This window comes from Rhizobium sp. GR12 (assembly GCF_036596185.1).
Taxonomy (GTDB): domain Bacteria; phylum Pseudomonadota; class Alphaproteobacteria; order Rhizobiales; family Rhizobiaceae; genus Agrobacterium; species Agrobacterium nepotum.
This window is the reverse complement of sequence record NZ_JASXTH010000009.1, coordinates 208895-224598: the sequence shown is the minus strand read 5'-3', so window position 1 is coordinate 224598 and position 15704 is coordinate 208895. Positions and strand designations below refer to the sequence as shown.

Here is a 15704-nt window from a genome sequence, read left to right as displayed (position 1 = left end):
CTCCCGGACATTATCAACAAACAGTCTTGAAGCGCTCCACCACGGTGGACAGAACCTCGTCCATCGGGCGCGCCTGCCAGCGATGCGAAAAAATCTCGACTTCCTGCGGGCCGTGGAAGCCGGCGGCTTCGATCATGGCGCGAAACGCCTTCAGGTCAATCACGCCGTCGCCCATCATGCCGCGATCATTGAGCGGATCGGTGGTGGGCACCAGCCAGTCGCAGATATGATGCGCCAGAACCTGCCCGTTCTTTCCGGCGCGCGCCACCTGTTCCTCCAGCTCCGGGTCCCACCAGACGTGGTAGACGTCGATGGCCACGCCGGTTCCGGCACCCAACCGGTCGCAGAGATCGAGCGATTGTTTCAGCGTGTTGAAACAGGCGCGGTCGGCGGCATAAAAAGGATGCAGCGGCTCGATGGCGAGCGGCACGCCGGCAGCCCGGGCATAGGGAAGAAGTTCGGCCATGCCGTCCTCCACCATTTGCCGCGCACCTTTTAGATCGCGCGAGCCGGCGGCCAGGCCGCCGACGACCAGCACAAGGCAATCGGCCTTCATGGCGGCGGCTTCATCGACGGCGCGTTTATTGTCCTCGATGGCGCGGCGGCGGCCTTCCGCATCGGGGGCGGGGAAAAAGCCGCCACGGCAGAGGCCGCTGAGACGAAGGCCGTTCTGTTCGACGATGCGGGCGGCCTCGGCAAGGCCGGTGCCGTGCACCTGATCGCGCCAGGGCGAGATGGTGGTGATACCTTGCGCAAGACAGGCATCGACGATCGCGCCGAACGAACCGCCCTGACGCACGGTCGCGAAATTTATGGAAAGGCCTTCAAGGCTCATCTCATTATCTCCCCTTGTTCTGTCCGCAACCGGTGCGGCCATCTCAACCGACGCCCCGGACCGCGAGAAATGCCTTCATGCGGTGCGTGGCGAGATCCGGTTCGGCAAGCACATTGGCCTTGTCCGCCAGCCGGAAAAGCTCGGCGAAATGTTGTGTGGAGCGGGTACTTTCCTGCCCGCCGATCATGGTAAAATGGTCCTGCAGGCCGTTGAGATAGGCGAGGAACACGACGCCGGTCTTGTAGAAGCGGGTCGGCGCCTTGAAGATATGGCGCGAAAGCGCCACCGTCGGCTCCAGAATGTCGAAGAATTCATTGTCCGCCCCGCGCTTCAGGCTGGCGAGCGCCTTGGACGCCGCCGGCGCAATGGCATCGAAAATGCCCAGCAACGCGTCCGAATGACCTTTTTCGTCGCCGGCGATCAGTTCGGCATAGTTGAAGTCGTCGCCGGTATACATGCGCACGCCAGCCGGCAGGCGGCGGCGCATGGCGATTTCCTTTTCCTTGGAGAGAAGCGAAATCTTGATGCCGTCTATCTTGTCGGCATTCTCCTCGATCATTGCAAGGCAGGTTTCCATTGCCTCCATGTGGTCGCGAGACCCCCAGTAACCCTCAAGCGCCGGATCGAACATTTCGCCCAGCCAGTGGATCACCACCTTGTTCTCTGCACGGGAAAGAACCTTGGCATAGGCGCGCAGATAGTCATCCGGGGAGCGGGCGGCAGCGGCCAGCGCGCGGCTCGCCATCAGGATTACACGTCCGCCATGTCCCTGAACGAAATCAATCTGTTCCAAGTAAGAGTCAATAATCTGGTTCAGCTCATAGCCGCCGTTATCAAGATGATCAGTGCCGACGCCGCAGGCAATCAGTGCATCCTTGCGGGTGGCCGCTTCCTTCAGCGAACGGGAGATCAGTTCCTGCGCCTGCGGCCACGCCAGCCCCATGCCGCGCTGCGCCGTATCCATGGCCTCGGCGACGCCGAGGCCGAGGTCCCACAGGCGGTGACGGAAGCGTAGCGTGGCGTCCCAGTCGATGGCGGGCGTCAGCCACGGATCGTTGTCGGCAAGGGGATCGGCCACCACATGGGCGGCGGCGAAAGCGATGCGGTTGAAATCGGCCGCACTTCGTTTTTCAACGGCGACCGGCGTACCTGACAGGCTGTAGACCTCGATGCTGCGGTCGTCTTTCGGAAGCTTGAGTTCGCTCACCATCGCCTCCTCAGGAAATGGCCGGAACGTCGAGCCAGCGGCGCTCCTTCCAGGATTTCAGACCCAGTTCGGCAAGCTGCACACCCTTCACGCCCTCCATCAGCCCGTAGGGCCACGGGTCGTTGTCCACTAGATGACGCACGAACATTTCCCATTGCACCTTGAAGCCGTTGTCGTAGGTGACGTTGTCAGGCACTTCCTGCCAGGTTCTGTAGAAATCGATCGTCTGCGGCTGGTCCGGGTTCCACACCGGTTTCGGCGTGTTGGTGCGGTGCTGGGTCCAGCATTTGGTCAGCCCCGCCACCGCCGAACCATGTGTGCCATCCACCTGGAAAGTCACGAGGTCGTCGCGGCGCACGCGCACTGCCCATGAGGAGTTGATGTGGGCGATAGCGCCGCCTTCCAGCTCGAAGGTGGCATAGGCCGCATCGTCCGCATCCGCCTTATAGGCGTTGCCCTGCTCGTCGAAACGCTCTGGGATATGGGTCGCGCCGAGGCAGCTTACCGATTTCACCGGCCCGAACAGATTGTCGAGCACGTAACGCCAATGGCACAGCATATCGAGGATGATGCCGCCGCCATCTTTCAGACGGTAATTCCAGGAAGGACGCTGCGCCGGCTGCCAGTCGCCCTCGAAAACCCAGTAACCGAATTCGCCGCGCACCGAGAGGATCTTGCCGAAAAAGCCGCTGTCGCGCAGCATTGCCAGCTTGCGAAGGCCCGGCAGGAACAACTTGTCCTGCACGACGCCGTGTTTGATGCCGGCGCTTTCGGCCAGCCGCGCAATTGCCAGCGCCTCTTCCATCGTGTCGGAAATTGGTTTTTCGCAATAGACGTTCTTGCCGGCCTTGATGGCTTTCTCCAGCAGGCTGCCGCGCATCTGCGTGGTGCCGGCATCGAAGAACAGCGTATCATCCGGGTTCGCAAGGGCGACGTCGATGTCGGTCGTCCAGCGCGCAACATTGTGCTTCTTGGCGATTTCCTCGATTTTCGCGCCATTGCGGCCGACCAAAATGGGGTCGAGCATGACCCTTTCGCCGTTCTTCAAAAGCACGCCGCCCTGATCGCGAATAGCGAGAACGGAGCGTACGAGATGCTGGTTGTAACCCATGCGGCCGGTGATGCCGTGCATGATGACGCCGATACGTTTCATGAATTTCCTCCCAAGGCGGCCCTTTCCCGTAAGGCCGCTTCCGTCAAACGTGGTAATTTGTAACCATTTGGTTATTTGTGGTCGCGAAGGACGCGATCTGTCAAGGTGTTTTTGCCAGGAAAAATACATGTCATGACGGCGGCCGAAATCACAGCTTCGTGCCGCATCGCAAAACGAAACGGCGCGCTTCGCGGATGCGAATGGCGCGCCGTCGCTGTTGTTAAAGGGGAATTCGGTTTTTGCGGCTCAGACCGGCCGCACTGCAGCAAGCAGAGTATCAACGATGTGCTGGCCCCACCGTTCCAGTTCTGCGGGGTCGGTCAGGTCGCGCTGGAAGATCGTCGAGAGCGTGAACCTGTTCGACAGATAGAAAGCGCCGAGCGAGGCGATCGTCAGATAGACGTCGATCGGATCGAGACCATCGCGGAATTCTCCGGTGTCGCGGCCGCGCCGCAGCACGTCTTCCAGCTCGGAAATGAAGTTCGAATGCATCGCCGCGATCGTCGCCGATTGCCTGAGGTAACGGGCTTTATTGAGGTTTTCGGTGGCCAGGATGCTTAAGAATTCAGGATGGTCGAGAAAATAATGCCAAGTGAAAAGCGCAAGTTCCCTCAAGCCCTCCGAAGGCGCCTTGCGGGCGAGGTCCAGCCGCCTTTCGGTGTGCCGGATGTGGCGATAGGCGTCTTCCAGCACGGCGAGGTAAAGCGCGTCCTTGTCGCCGAAATAATGATAGATCATCCGCTTGTTGGTGCCGGCACGCCGCGCCACGACATCGATTCGCGCGCCTGCCAGTCCCTTGGCGGCCACCTCGCGGCGGGCGGCTTCGAGGATGGCTGCCCGCGTTCTCTCGGGGTTTCTGACCTGCGCCGTTCCGCGCTTGCGTTTGGGGGCAGGTATTTCCTCAAGAGCCGGATCGGGCTGATGGTTTTTCGTCGTTTCTTCCATTTCAGCACCCGCTTGACAATGTTTGCGATCAGTGTTCCCATGTAACCAATTAGTTATAAAACGGCAATAGTCGTTTACGCTCATCATCAATTTGGCAGTCAACAGGGAGGAGTTGCCAATGTCCGTGATGCTTCACAGGAGAAGTGTGCTTTCCGCGGGCCTTGCGGCCCTTTCACTTGCAACATTGGGGGGTGGTTCGGCGCAGGCTCAGGCCGCGCGGCTGCGTATGTTGTGGTGGGGGTCGCAGGAGCGTGCGGATCGCACCAACAAGGCGATATCAGCCTATAAGCAGGTCAAGCCGGATCTCGACATCGCCGGGGAATTCGCCGGCTGGAGCGATTATTGGCCGCGTCTTGCCACGCAGGTGGCCGGCCGTAACGCGCCTGATCTGATCCAGATGGATTATCGCTATATCTTCGAATATGGCCGGCGCGGCGCGCTTGCGCCCCTCGACGATTATATCGGCAAGGGCCTGAAGATCGAAGATTTCGGCAAGATGAACATCGATTCCGGTCGGGTCGACGGCAAGCTTTACGGCATCAATCTCGGGGTCAATTCAAGTGCTGTCTTCTTCGACAAGGCGGCCTGGGAAAAATCCGGTGCGACGCCGCCGTCGATTGGCCAGACCTGGGAAGAATTTGCCGAAAACGCCGCCAAGCTCAGCAAGAACAAGCCGAAGCCCGGTTATTACGCGACAGCCGATGCGAGCGGCGTGGAACCAAGCTTCGAGAACTGGCTGCGCCAGAACGGCAAATCGCTTTACACGCAGGATGGCGGCATCGGTTTCGATCCCACTGATGCGACCAAGTGGTTCACCATGTGGGCGGATCTGCGCAAGAGCGGCGCCTGCGTGCCGGCCGATATTCAGGCGCTGGACCAGTTGAACATCGAAACAAATGCGTTGACGACGGGCAAGGCGGCAACCGCATTCGCCCATTCCAACCAGTTCGTCGGTTATCAGGCGCTCAACAAAGCCAAACTGGCGATAACCTCCTATCCCAGGAGCGCCAAGGACGGCCCTTCCGGCCATTACCTGAAGCCCTCGATGCTTATCAGTGTCGCCAATGGCAGCGCCGGCATCGAGCAGGCGATCGGCTTCATCAACTTCCTCGTCGCCGAACCGCAGGGCATCGATATTCTCGGCGTGGAACGTGGCGTTCCGGCATCGGAATCCATGCGCAACGCGCTGACCCCCAAGCTCGACGAGGTCAGCAAGAGCATGGTGCAATATATTGCCGAAATTACCCCCGGTGTCGGTGATCTGCCGCCGGCACCGCCTCCGGGTGCTGGCGAATTCGCCTTCGTCCTGAAACGCACGGCGGAAGAGATCGGCTTCGGCAAGGTTTCGCCGGCAGAGGGCGGCGACCGGCTCGTCAAGGAATCCGAAACCGTTATCAAACGGAAGTGATGGCATATGGCCTTTCGATCTGAAACTCTCATTGAGGAGAGCCGTGGCGCGGCTCTCCCTAGGCGGGCAGGCGTGAAGCGGATTTTCGACCGCAACATCCACGCCTACCTGTTTCTGCTACCCTGGCTGATCGGCTTTTTCGGCCTCACCCTCGGCCCGGCGCTGGTGTCGCTTTATCTGTCGTTCACCAATTATGACTTGCTTCAGTCTCCGGACTGGGTGGGGGCCGCCAATTATGTGCGCATCGCCACCGCAGATCCCAAATTCGCCGCCGCCATGCAGGTCACCTTCACTTATGTGCTGCTGTCGGTGCCGCTGAAGCTGATCTTCGCGTTGCTGGTGGCGCTCGCCTTCAATCGTGGCATAAAGGGCCTGACGCTTTACCGGGCGATCTTCTACCTGCCGTCGCTACTCGGTTCCAGCGTGGCGATCGCCGTTCTCTGGCGCCAGCTTTTCGCCTCCGATGGCCTTGTCAACATGATCCTGTGGCAAGCATTCGGCTATGAAGGCCCGAGCTGGATTTCCAATCCGGATTATTCGATCTACACGCTGGTCATTCTGTCGGTCTGGCAGTTCGGTTCGCCGATGATCATCTTCCTCGCAGGGCTCCGGCAAATCCCGCAGGATATGTACGAGGCCGCCGATATCGACGGTGCGAGCAAGGTGCGGCAGTTCTTCCGCATTACCCTTCCGCTTCTGACGCCAGTGATCTTCTTCAACGCGGTGATCCAGACGATCGACGCCTTCAAGGCCTTCACGCCTGCCTTCATCATCTCCGAAGGCACCGGCGGGCCGATCAACTCGACGCTGTTCTACACGCTTTATCTCTACCAGGAAGCATTCGGTTTCTTCCGCATGGGATATGCCTCGGCACTTGCCTGGATTCTTGTGATCATCATCGCGCTGTTCACGGCCTTCTCGTTCCTCAGCGCGAAATACTGGGTGCATTACGATGACTGACGCTGTTACCGCTCCCCGGCCGGGACAAGGCTCGCAACGCTCGCCGCTGATGTCGGTGTTGCTGCACACGGCCTTGATCATCGCCTCCTTTGCGATGCTTTATCCTATCCTGTGGATGATCTCGGGTTCGTTCCGCCCGCAGGACGAGCTGTTCGGCTCCTCCTCGCTCATTCCCTCGTCGGTCGATTTCGGCGGCTATATCCGTGGCTGGACCGGGCTTCAGGTAAGCTTCGGACAGTTCTTCTTGAACTCGTTCTTCATCTCGGTACTCGCCACCATCGGCAATGTGGTCGGCTGTTCGCTTGCCGCCTTCGCTTTCGCCCGGCTGCGGTTCGGCGGGCGCAATTTCTGGTTCGCGCTGATGCTCGGCACCTTGATGCTGCCCTATCATGTGGTGCTCATCCCGCAATATATCCTGTTTCTGGAAATGGGCTGGGTGAATACCTCACTGCCGCTGATCGTGCCGAAATATCTGGCGACGGACGCCTTCTTCATCTTCCTCATGGTGCAGTTCTTCCGCGGCATTCCGCGCGAGCTGGACGAGGCGGCGGTGATGGACGGCTGCTCGCCCTTCCGCATCTACTGGAAGATCATGCTGCCGCTGTCTTTGCCGGTTCTGGCCACGGCCGCCATCTTTTCCTTTATCTGGACGTGGGACGATTTCTTCGGTCCGCTGATCTACCTGAACGACATCAACACCTACACCGTACAGCTCGGCCTCAGATCCTTCGTGGATTCCACCGGCAGCTCGGACTGGACCTCGCTTTTCGCCATGTCCAACCTGTCGCTGGTGCCGGTCTTCCTGTTCTTCCTGTTCTTTCAGCGGCTGTTGATCGAGGGCATCGCCACGACAGGAATGAAACGCTGAACGGAAGACGGATCGAGAACGAATTTTAGCATCAACACTGTCGCGGCCGGCCTCTGCGCGGCGCGACAGTCGGGAGAAACAGCATGGCAAGCAGCATTACGCTCGAAAAAATCGTCAAGCGGTTCGGCGCTTTTCCGGTCGTCCACGGCATCGACCTCAAGATCGAGCCGGGTGAATTCACCGTTTTCGTCGGCCCCTCCGGCTGCGGCAAATCCACGCTTTTGCGCATGATCGCCGGTCTGGAGGAAATCTCCGAAGGTGATCTTCACATCGATGGCGAAAGGGTCAATGAGACCGCCGCCTCCAAGCGCGGCATCGCCATGGTCTTCCAGTCCTATGCGCTCTATCCGCATATGAGTGTTTACAAGAACCTTGCCTTCGGGCTGGAAACGGCGGGTTACAAGAAACCGGAAGTCGAGGCGCGGGTGCAGAAGGCCGCCGATATCCTGCAGATCGGCCCGCTGTTGCAGCGCAAGCCGAAGGCGCTTTCGGGCGGCCAGCGCCAGCGTGTCGCCATCGGTCGGGCGATCGTGCGCGAGCCGAAAATCTTCCTGTTCGACGAGCCTTTGTCCAACCTCGATGCCGAATTGCGCGTGCAGATGCGTGTCGAAATCGCCAAACTGCATCAGACGCTTGGCAGCACCATGATCTATGTGACGCACGACCAGGTGGAAGCCATGACCATGGCCGACAGGATCGTGGTCCTGCGCGATGGCCGCATCATGCAGGTCGGCCGCCCGCTCGATCTTTACAACAATCCGGCCAATCAGTTCGTGGCCGGTTTCATCGGCTCGCCGAAGATGAACTTCCTCTCCGCGAAGGTGGCTTCAGGCGACAGCTCCAACCGCACCATCGAGGTCGCCGGCCAGCGTATCACGCTGGAAAAACCGGTTGCGGCTCAAGAGGGCGAACCGCTCACCTTCGGTGTGCGTCCCGAACATGTGAATCCGCAGGCCCAATCGGCCTCGCTGGGCGAAGCCTCCATCCAGCTCGTCGAACATCTCGGCGGCTCGACCGTGGTTTACACCAGCACGCCCGACGGCCAGCCCGCCACCGTGCTTCTCGACGGCCAGCGCCATATCCGCATCGGTGAAACCATTCCCTTTGCGTTCGATCTGGCGAAGACGCATCTGTTCGGATCGGATGGGCGGCGGATATAGCCTGCACCCGTTGCGGTTTTCTGAACCGGAACCCGGTATGTCTTAAGCGGCGTGTTTCGGGCGGCCGGGCCGGCGGGGACGGAAATGCGCATGCATCAGAAGCGGGTCGCGTTGGGTGGCCCGCAGCAGCATCTTGACCGCGTGGCTTACAGGTGCACCCGCACGGTAGTTGTTCCACGTCCGTAAAGTGACACCGAGAAAATCCGCGGCCTCATTATTGGAAAGGCCGATCTCCTCCTGCCATTTGCGCAAATCCTCGACATCGAAGTCCCGCTGGTCCTCTGCGATCTGGTGAAGATGATAGGCATCGATCGCCAAGTCGTCGCCGTCCCATTCCACGCTGGCGCCATAGTCGGTAACTGTCGCGGTCTTCCATATATCCGCCGAACGGAGTGGATTGAGCAATTCTCCCCCGGTCGCTATCCATCCGCTCAGGTCGGCGGTTGATCGGCTTCCGTCGGCCCAGTCGATGGTGAGCAAGCTAGGCAGATTGGGCAGGATGGCTTTGACGCGTGGTGTCATGACTTGTTTGCCTTTTCTACAATGGGAAAACGCGGGTTTGTGCGGTTCCATTCATCGACAATCAGAATCCCGTTGGTTTTCGCCCATGCCAAAGCTTCGGCCTCTGCCCTGCGGGAAAGCTTGCCGCGCAGGATTTCCAGAGTTTCGATGTCGACAAGAGCATCAGCATCAGGTGTTATGATGTGAAAATGCGGCGGCAAGTGATCATTCGCATACACGCGTATGATGATGTTCCCGATCTGAATTAATTTGCCCATGCAACACCCACAACGTCAGTAAAACATAGTGCATAAATTTCACTATGTGAAGTGAGGGAATGGAGTATATTTCTGGTAAGTGGACAGGCAGAAGGCGAGCTTTATGATCTACAAAGAACGTCCCTGAGCGTCACCGCATCTTCCGCAAACTGGCCGATGTCGTCGCCCTTGACGAATTCCAGCATCGCATAAGCCGGTTTCGTCCATTCGCTCTCCGGCAAGGCATCGACACAGGCCCGCCAATAGTCCTCACGTTCGCCAAGCGGCAGGCGGCTGGCATCACTGAGCCAGGCGAAGACGTGCAAGTGGCAGATACGCGAGCCGAGCGCGGATATTTCATCGAGAGCATCGTCGAGCGGCAGGCCGGGGGCCGGTTGCCAGTAGAAGAAGAGGTTGGGCATCGGCAAATCCTGCATGAGTTGCAGGGCCGAAGGCAGCGTGTCCGTCAGCGAATTGGGATGATATTCGAGCCCGATGGTCATGCCATAATCATCCGCTCGCCGGGCGATCATCGCCAGTGCGTCGGTCGCCGCACGGCGCTCCATGGGCGAATAATCGGCGGAGGGGCGTTTGCGGCTGCCGGGCCAGATGCGGATATGGCCGGTGCCGAGTGCTTTGGCTGTTTCCAGCACGGCGGTCAAATCCTTCGGCGCAAAATCGGGCGCGAAGATGTAGGAGCCGTAAGAGGAAACGGTAAGGCCGGCTTTCGCAGTTCGCTCGGCCACATCCCTTGCATTTTCGAGATCACCCGGCGGCACATGGATGTCTGCGCCCCATTCTATCGCCTTGATCCCGTTTGCGGCGGCTAGATCGATAACGGCTTGCGGTGTCATCGCGCGGAAGGTGACGGAGCAGAGGCCCGGTGCGAAAATTCTCATGCGATCAGTTCCAGATGTTCCGGCCGTACCTGCTGTTGCAGCGCAACGCCGTGACAAAAGCGTTCGATTTCGGCAATCGCCATGTCACCGAGACGCGCGCGTTCAAGGCCGATGGCGCCGGCAATATGCGGCGTGAGGAACACGTTCGGCAGGCTGTAGAACGGTGAATCCTGCGGTGGCACTTCAGGATCGGTCACGTCGATGACGGCTTCGATACGTCCGGTTTTCAGTTCCGCCAGAAGGGCGTCTTCGTCGACCAGCGCCCCGCGCGCCGTGTTGATGAGGGTCGCGCCGTCCTTCATCCGGGTCAGCGCCTCTGCTCCGATCATGTGCCGGGTTTGCGGCAGGGAAGGCGCATGCAGGGAAATGACGTCGCTCGCCGCCATCAATTCATCAAGCGGCACCGAACGCACGCCGAGCTTTTCCGCCTCCACAGCACTCAAAAACGGATCGAAAAGCGTCAGGTCGAGGTCGAAAGGCTGCAGTAGATTGATGACCCGACGCCCGATGCGCGACGCTCCGACGATGCCGACTGTCAGGCCGAGATTGCCGATGGCCTGCGATTGCAGGCGCTCGACGTTGTCCCGTCCGCGATCATCGCCATAGATGCGCCGGAAACCGAAAGTGCGTTTGCCGGAAAGCAGGATCATCGCCAGCGCGAACTCCGCAACCGGTTGAGCATTCGCCTCGGCCGCGCTGCATACCGTGATGTCGCGTTCGAAGACCGCTTGCGACAGGAAATATTTGACCGTGCCGGCGGCATGGGAGATCAGCCGCAGTTGCGGCATGAGCGCCAGTTCCCGCATGCCGATATCGGGACAACCCCAGCCGGTCAGAAGAATATCCGTCCGTTCCAGCTGGTCTCTCAGGGATGGATCGTGAAAGTCGTTGATCCGCCTGACGTCGAGAATATCGACGCTCTGCGACAGCCTCGCGAGCGCCTGTGGCGTCAGCACATGCTGCGTCCGCTCCGGGTCCATGGCAAGGCTGAGACGCGGAAGCGGGCTCCTCATTGCGGCTCTCCCGCCGCCGCCATGCTGCTGACCGGAACACCGTGTTCCGCAAACAGGCGGTCGAGCGCCTCGATGTCTGGAAGTGCAGGAACTGTCGCCACGGCTTTTTCGCCTTCCGGCCCTGTCAGTCCCGCAAAGACGGCGCAGGCGAGCAGGGTTTCACCTGCGGGGATGTTACCCCGCAATTGCGGCACGGTGGTTTTGGCGTTGATGAGATTGGTATTGGGCAACGCCTTCAGCGCCACACCCCGGCGAGATATGCTTGAGCCGAGATCGACGATGGCGGATATGTCGGTACCGCAATCGGCCGCCGCCTTGCCTGCCTCCTCGCTCATTGTATCGCAGTCGCCATCGTTGCGGTTGATCGCAAAGCCGCCTTCGGTAACGACAAGGGGGCGGGCGGAGGTGATCCGATGCAGCCTGACATGCCAGTCTCCGGCCGCAATCAGTGTCGTTTCAACAGCCACATCAGGGAATGGCTTCCATGTCGCCCGCAGGTTTTCCCCCGCCAGTAAAACCGTGTCGTTGGTTTCGCGCACCCGGTAGTGCCGGCCGTCCTCGGAAAAGGCCAGCATATTGTCGAAACCATTGGTCTTGAAACCGCGCTCGTCCACTTCCACGCCAAAACCGTAGCGGGAGGAATAGGCGAATTTGGCGTATTTCTCTGGCCCGCCACGCATGGACAGGTTTTCCTGCCCGCTGGTCAGCGCCGTGACGTTGCCTTTGGTGCGCATCATCACCATGCCCGGATGAACGAGCGGACGTGGTTTCGCAGATGCGTCGGGCAGTTTTTCCTCGGCCTGCCAGAAGGGGTGACTTTCGGGCAGAGCGAGCGGCAGGAAGGCCTTGAAGGCCCAATAGGGTGAGCCCGCCGAATTATAGCTTTCCGACATGGTGAGCTGCGGGTAGGCGTAACCGATGGAGAGCACGCCGTCCCGGTCGGCAATCGGTTTGTTCGCCCACCAGCGCAGATGCCTGAGATAAAGCCCCTTGATCTCGCCCCAGGGCAGCGCTCGCTCATCGGCAAAGGCGAGGCCGGCCCAGAAACCGCCGCAGGCGAAACGATAGGTCATGGAGCGGCCGAAGGCGAGGACACCGCCATCCTCGTCGAACCAGCTTGCGAAGTCTGCGGCGAACAGACGGGCGCGTTCGCGGTAACGTTCGGCGTAAACATCGCCCGGTTTGCTGAACCTGGCGTAGATCAGGCCGTAAAAATGCATGGCGAAGGCGATGTAGTGGTCAATGCGGCGGTAATTGCCGTCACGATACCAGCCATCGGCGATATAAAACCCGTCCAGCTCTTTCAGATACGTTTCCGTCAGGCTCCGGTCGAATTCGATACCGAGATGATCGAGCGCCATATCGACCATCACCCGGAAAAACTTCCAGTTATTGTCGGCATAGATGCGCTCGCGCGCCGCCAGAAGATAGCGGCGCACATTGTCTTTCTGAGCATTCGACAGCGGTTCCCACAGGTGCTGCGGCGCAAGCCGAAGCGCAAAGCCGAGGGCCGCAAGCTCCACCAGCCGCTGATCCTTCTGGCGCACGTCGCCCCAGTAATCGGGATGGGTGGGGTCGGTGCCGTTGGCGATGCCTTTCGCCAGCAGCGGCCAATGGGCGAATGTATCGCCGCTGAGCGCAAGCGGCGCGATGCCCCAGAGCGGCCGTGCAAATCCTTCCAGATCGGCCGCCGCCCGGTCGAAATGCGCGGCGGTGCCGCTGAGCGTCACCCTTGCGCCGCTCTCTGAAAAATAGGGAAGCAGCGGCGCAAAGCTGTCGTCCAGCGCCCGCCGGACGTCGGCGCGGGTCTTGAGCGGATTGCCGTGTAGCGGATTGAAACGCGTCATCGGATCATGGTTTGTCGCATCATGCATCGCGCTCTGCCTTTCCCGTCTGTTTCACCTGGCCGGCGGTCTGTCCTTCCACCAGCTGTACGCTCAGCTGAACCTGCCGGGCATTGGCCGATGGCTCCGTCAACCGGCGGCGCATCAGCTCCACCGCCTCGCGGGCGATTTCGCGGCGGTCAACGCGGATCGTGCTGAGCCTTGGGGTGGAAAGCTCGGCGAAGGGCAGGTCGTCAAAGCCGATAATGGAAAGATCGTCCGGCACGCCAAGGCCAAGTTCCTGCGCCGCACCGAGCGCGCCGAGCGCGATCGCGTCGTTCATGCAGAAAATGCCGGTCAGATCAGGGTTTTTGGCCAGCAGCTGGCGAACCGCATCGCCAGCCTGCCCGAAGCCGCTATCCACTGTGGAAAGCAGAAACTCCTCATAGGTGGTTCCTTCCTCCTCGAGGATCGTTTGCCGGAAGCCGCGCATGCGCTCTCTTATGGTGTGGCGGTGCTGTGGGCCGATATAGGCGACCTTCCGGTGGCCCAGTTCCAGAAGCCGCCGCGCCGCCATCGCGCCGCCGTAAAAATTGGAAGGCGAGACGCAATCCAGCATCATCGATGGATCGGCGCTGTTGACCAGAACCGGCTGCAGCACACCCTGCGTGATCCGGTCGATGATCTCTTCTTCAGGATCAAGGCCGATTGCAAGAAGGCCATCGACCTCGCAGACCCGCTGCGTCAGCGCGTCGTCGATCTGCTTCTGGTGCAGGAGCCGGATATCGAGTTCGAAACCCTCCGTCTGGGAAAGGCTGCGCAGCATGTCGAAAATATCGTGATAAAAAGCGCCGATATCGCCGGTCGCCCTCTCGGCGGACATGAGGGCGAGAATTTTCTTGCCTTCCAGCGATACGCCGCCGGTCTGGCTGGTGACTGGCCGCAGCGGATAACCAAGTTCCGCCGCAACACCCAGAACCTTGGTCTGGATCGATGCGCTGATGCCTTTTTCTCCCGCGAGAACCCGGGATACGGTGCTGATGGAAACCCCGGCGCGCTGGGCGATATCCGACTGACGCGGGCGGCTGATGTCGGGCGTATCGTTCATATCGTCTCCTGCGCTTGCAAAAAAATCTATTATGATGCAAATATTGCAAATATGGAAAATTTGCAAGAATTTAAGCGATAAGTAGAAAATTTGCATAACGCGGGAGGAGCAGATGCAAACTATCGACAGACGTGGATTTATGGTGACGGCGGCACTGGCCGGTCTTGGGGTTGCGGCGGGCGGTTTGCGCGCGGCGGCGGCTGAAACCCGGATTCGGTGCGTATGGTGGGGTTCGGCTGACCGCAGCAGGCGCACCAATGAGGTGATCGCCCTTTACCAGAAGGCCGATCCGCAAACGGTGATCAGCGGCGAGATGATCGCCGGTTCCGATTACTGGACCAAGCTTGCGACATCCATGGCGGGACGTAATGTCGCCGATATCTTCCAGCTCGAGCCTTCCACCATTGCCGATTATTCCGGCCGTGGCGCCTGCATGGAACTGGACCAGTTCGTCGGCTCGTCGCTTGATCTTTCCACCTTCGGCAAGAGCGAAGTCGATCTTTGCCGCATCGATGGCAAGCTTTACGGCGTCGGTCTCGGGCTGAATTCCTTCTGCATGATGTATGACGCAGAGACGCTGAAGGAGGCCGGCATCTCCGTGCCGAAGGACCAGATCACCTGGAAAGCGCTTGCGGAACTGGCGCGCGATTTCAAGAAGAACGCCCCGGCGCGTCGCAACTACTGGGCTGTGCCCTATGGCGCACGTTATCACTATGTCTTCGATGTCTGGCTACGCCAGCGCGGCAAGCTGCTGTTTCAGGACGGCACCATCGGATTCAACAAGGAAGACGCCAAGGAATGGTTCGCCTATTGGGAGGATCTGCGTGAGAACAAGCTCTGCGTTTCCGCCGATATCCAGACGCGTGACGACAATACCATCGAGTCCAACGCACTGACCCTTGGCAATTCGGCAATTGGCTTTGCCTATTCCAACCAGCTTGTGGGTTACCAGGCGCTCAACAAGAAAACGCTGTCCATCGGCATGCTACCGGGTGAGGGGGCGGGCAAACCGACCGGGCATTATTACCGGCCGGGCCTCATCTGGTGCATTTCGTCCACCTCCACCAATCCGGAAGCGGCGGCGAAGTTCATCAACTTCTTCGTAAACGATCAGGACGCCGGCAAGGTGCTCGGCGTCGAGCGCGGCGTGCCGCCGGCGAAGAAAGTACGCGAAGCGGTGTTGCCGAGCCTCAACGAAACGGAGCGCAAGACGGTGGACTATATCGAGAGCCTGTCTGGCAAACTCGATACCTATCCGGAGCCCGCCCCCATCGGCGCCAATGAGTTCGACCGCGGCGTGATGCGCCCCATCGCCGACTCGCTCGCCTTCGGCCGCGCCAGCGTGGATGAGGCAGCGCAGAACCTTGTCGATACCGGCACCCGGACCCTGCGCAAGCGCGGATAAGGAAAAGGGGCAGCGCATACGGCATCGAAACCGTTTGCGCTGCCTCCGTTGACTGTTACCCCGCGGCAAGGCTTCAAATATATCGTCACGGCAAACAATGCTGGACAGCATAAATTATTTAAGCCAGAAATTCTGATCTAGATCGATAAATCTGAAGTTTAG

At 59.8% G+C, this 15704-nt stretch carries 15 protein-coding genes; 5 read left to right on the top strand and 10 right to left on the bottom strand.

All coding sequences use genetic code 11. From position 1 onward, the window contains the following. Positions 1-13: 13 nt before the first annotated feature. The 4 genes from QSK43_RS17520 to QSK43_RS17505 form a co-directional block, all read right to left on the bottom strand. The gene (locus tag QSK43_RS17520; protein WP_332304520.1) at positions 14-835 is read right to left on the bottom strand and encodes a sugar phosphate isomerase/epimerase family protein; all 822 of its coding nucleotides are present in this window, start codon (positions 833-835) and stop codon (positions 14-16) included. A 43-nt stretch (positions 836-878) separates the two neighbouring features. After that, complete coding sequence (locus tag QSK43_RS17515) at positions 879-2042, bottom strand: dihydrodipicolinate synthase family protein (RefSeq protein ID WP_332304519.1); 1164 nt, start codon at positions 2040-2042, stop codon at positions 879-881. A gap of 10 nt (positions 2043-2052) precedes the next feature. Continuing rightward, positions 2053-3195: a Gfo/Idh/MocA family protein gene (locus QSK43_RS17510; RefSeq protein ID WP_332304518.1), complete on the bottom strand. Its 1143-nt coding sequence runs from the start codon at positions 3193-3195 to the stop codon at positions 2053-2055. A 246-nt stretch (positions 3196-3441) separates the two neighbouring features. Continuing rightward, entirely contained in the window at positions 3442-4140 is a 699-nt protein-coding gene (locus tag QSK43_RS17505) for a TetR/AcrR family transcriptional regulator (RefSeq protein WP_332304517.1), read from the bottom strand. 118 nt (positions 4141-4258) lie between these two features. Here QSK43_RS17505 and QSK43_RS17500 point away from each other — a divergent pair, with 118 nt between their 5' ends. The 4 genes from QSK43_RS17500 (at position 4259) to QSK43_RS17485 (ending at position 8536) form a co-directional block, all read left to right on the top strand. Beyond that, positions 4259-5548: an ABC transporter substrate-binding protein gene (locus QSK43_RS17500; RefSeq protein ID WP_332304516.1), complete on the top strand. Its 1290-nt coding sequence runs from the start codon at positions 4259-4261 to the stop codon at positions 5546-5548. 6 nt (positions 5549-5554) lie between these two features. Next, positions 5555-6508, top strand: coding sequence for a carbohydrate ABC transporter permease (locus QSK43_RS17495; protein ID WP_332304515.1), 954 nt, complete (start codon positions 5555-5557; stop codon positions 6506-6508). Next, positions 6501-7376: a carbohydrate ABC transporter permease gene (locus QSK43_RS17490; RefSeq protein WP_332304514.1), complete on the top strand. Its 876-nt coding sequence runs from the start codon at positions 6501-6503 to the stop codon at positions 7374-7376. The genes QSK43_RS17495 and QSK43_RS17490 overlap by 8 nt, the downstream gene beginning before the upstream one ends. Before the next feature lie 83 nt (positions 7377-7459). Then, positions 7460-8536 carry an ABC transporter ATP-binding protein gene (locus QSK43_RS17485; protein ID WP_332304513.1) on the top strand — a complete coding sequence of 359 codons (1077 nt, stop codon included), beginning with the start codon at positions 7460-7462 and terminating at the stop codon, positions 8534-8536. 42 nt (positions 8537-8578) lie between these two features. Here QSK43_RS17485 and QSK43_RS17480 read toward each other — a convergent pair whose 3' ends face one another. The 6 genes from QSK43_RS17480 to QSK43_RS17455 form a co-directional block, all read right to left on the bottom strand. Continuing rightward, on the bottom strand, positions 8579-9058 hold the full coding sequence (locus QSK43_RS17480) for a hypothetical protein (RefSeq protein WP_332304512.1): 480 nt from the start codon (positions 9056-9058) through the stop codon (positions 8579-8581). Beyond that, positions 9055-9315 carry a DUF4160 domain-containing protein gene (locus QSK43_RS17475; RefSeq protein WP_332304511.1) on the bottom strand — a complete coding sequence of 87 codons (261 nt, stop codon included), beginning with the start codon at positions 9313-9315 and terminating at the stop codon, positions 9055-9057. Before QSK43_RS17475 ends, QSK43_RS17480 begins: the two co-directional genes overlap by 4 nt. Positions 9316-9416: 101 nt before the next feature. Further along, complete coding sequence (locus QSK43_RS17470) at positions 9417-10193, bottom strand: sugar phosphate isomerase/epimerase family protein (RefSeq protein ID WP_332304510.1); 777 nt, start codon at positions 10191-10193, stop codon at positions 9417-9419. Next, positions 10190-11206, bottom strand: a complete 1017-nt coding sequence (locus QSK43_RS17465; protein WP_332304509.1) for a hydroxyacid dehydrogenase — start codon at positions 11204-11206, stop codon at positions 10190-10192. Before QSK43_RS17465 ends, QSK43_RS17470 begins: the two co-directional genes overlap by 4 nt. Continuing rightward, complete coding sequence (locus tag QSK43_RS17460; RefSeq protein ID WP_332304508.1) at positions 11203-13080, bottom strand: DUF2264 domain-containing protein; 1878 nt, start codon at positions 13078-13080, stop codon at positions 11203-11205. The genes QSK43_RS17465 and QSK43_RS17460 overlap by 4 nt, the downstream gene beginning before the upstream one ends. After that, positions 13073-14137 (bottom strand): LacI family DNA-binding transcriptional regulator, encoded by a 1065-nt coding sequence (locus tag QSK43_RS17455; RefSeq protein WP_332304507.1) that lies wholly within the window; start codon positions 14135-14137, stop codon positions 13073-13075. Before QSK43_RS17455 ends, QSK43_RS17460 begins: the two co-directional genes overlap by 8 nt. Positions 14138-14249: 112 nt before the next feature. On the opposite strand from QSK43_RS17455, the gene QSK43_RS17450 reads away from it, so the two are divergent. Next, the gene (locus QSK43_RS17450; protein WP_332304506.1) at positions 14250-15542 is read left to right on the top strand and encodes an ABC transporter substrate-binding protein; all 1293 of its coding nucleotides are present in this window, start codon (positions 14250-14252) and stop codon (positions 15540-15542) included. Positions 15543-15704 lie beyond the last annotated feature (162 nt).

Coding starts and splice junctions, on each gene's coding strand:
- QSK43_RS17455 (WP_332304507.1), bottom strand. CDS start 14,137: ATGAACGATACGCCCGACATCAGCCGCCCGCGTCAGTCGGATATCGCC.
- QSK43_RS17470 (WP_332304510.1), bottom strand. CDS start 10,193: ATGAGAATTTTCGCACCGGGCCTCTGCTCCGTCACCTTCCGCGCGATG.
- QSK43_RS17475 (WP_332304511.1), bottom strand. CDS start 9,315: ATGGGCAAATTAATTCAGATCGGGAACATCATCATACGCGTGTATGCG.
- QSK43_RS17500 (WP_332304516.1), top strand. CDS start 4,259: ATGTCCGTGATGCTTCACAGGAGAAGTGTGCTTTCCGCGGGCCTTGCG.
- QSK43_RS17495 (WP_332304515.1), top strand. CDS start 5,555: ATGGCCTTTCGATCTGAAACTCTCATTGAGGAGAGCCGTGGCGCGGCT.
- QSK43_RS17465 (WP_332304509.1), bottom strand. CDS start 11,206: ATGAGGAGCCCGCTTCCGCGTCTCAGCCTTGCCATGGACCCGGAGCGG.
- QSK43_RS17460 (WP_332304508.1), bottom strand. CDS start 13,080: ATGCATGATGCGACAAACCATGATCCGATGACGCGTTTCAATCCGCTA.
- QSK43_RS17450 (WP_332304506.1), top strand. CDS start 14,250: ATGCAAACTATCGACAGACGTGGATTTATGGTGACGGCGGCACTGGCC.
- QSK43_RS17485 (WP_332304513.1), top strand. CDS start 7,460: ATGGCAAGCAGCATTACGCTCGAAAAAATCGTCAAGCGGTTCGGCGCT.
- QSK43_RS17480 (WP_332304512.1), bottom strand. CDS start 9,058: ATGACACCACGCGTCAAAGCCATCCTGCCCAATCTGCCTAGCTTGCTC.
- QSK43_RS17490 (WP_332304514.1), top strand. CDS start 6,501: ATGACTGACGCTGTTACCGCTCCCCGGCCGGGACAAGGCTCGCAACGC.
- QSK43_RS17505 (WP_332304517.1), bottom strand. CDS start 4,140: ATGGAAGAAACGACGAAAAACCATCAGCCCGATCCGGCTCTTGAGGAA.
- QSK43_RS17510 (WP_332304518.1), bottom strand. CDS start 3,195: ATGAAACGTATCGGCGTCATCATGCACGGCATCACCGGCCGCATGGGT.
- QSK43_RS17520 (WP_332304520.1), bottom strand. CDS start 835: ATGAGCCTTGAAGGCCTTTCCATAAATTTCGCGACCGTGCGTCAGGGC.